The sequence below is a fragment of the Bowmanella yangjiangensis genome (assembly GCF_017255015.1).
GTDB classification, from domain to species: domain Bacteria; phylum Pseudomonadota; class Gammaproteobacteria; order Enterobacterales; family Alteromonadaceae; genus Bowmanella; species Bowmanella yangjiangensis.
Window position 1 is genome coordinate 1 of sequence record NZ_JAFKCS010000651.1, and the last position, 409, is coordinate 409.

1 protein-coding gene is annotated in these 409 nt (G+C 66.5%); it reads right to left on the bottom strand.

All coding sequences use genetic code 11. The features are described from left to right. Positions 1-68: 68 nt before the first annotated feature. The gene (locus tag J0A65_RS26100; RefSeq protein ID WP_206597099.1) at positions 69-320 is read right to left on the bottom strand and encodes a hypothetical protein; all 252 of its coding nucleotides are present in this window, start codon (positions 318-320) and stop codon (positions 69-71) included. Positions 321-409 lie beyond the last annotated feature (89 nt).

Genomic DNA, 409 nt, shown 5'->3' on the forward strand with positions numbered 1-409 from the left:
AGCCGCTCTGAGTCGTCTGTCAGCATGCAACCGGCGCCCTAGTGGCGCCGGTTTCGTTTGGGCGCGGCTCAGAGGCTGAAGATCAGCACCAGCAGCGCCGTCAGGGCGATCAGCGTCAGCCAGATCAGGGCATTGAGGCGGCTGGCGCGGAGGATGGCGGCGCCGCGCAGGTGGACGGGAGGGTTGTCCTCCAGATACTGGTCGATGCGGCGTTCGGCCTCCTTCTGGTCGGTCGCCAGGTATTCGCTGAGCAGGTCGATGGCGGCCTGGCGCTGCTCGGCATGCAGCAGCTGGCGTACGGCGGGTGGCAGTTCGTTCATGCTGCTGCCGCTCTCCTGTGCGGGTCGGTTGGGGTCATAACTGCGACCGGGTTAGCGCTTTTTCCGTGCGCCCTGGGTGTGGCTGAGGT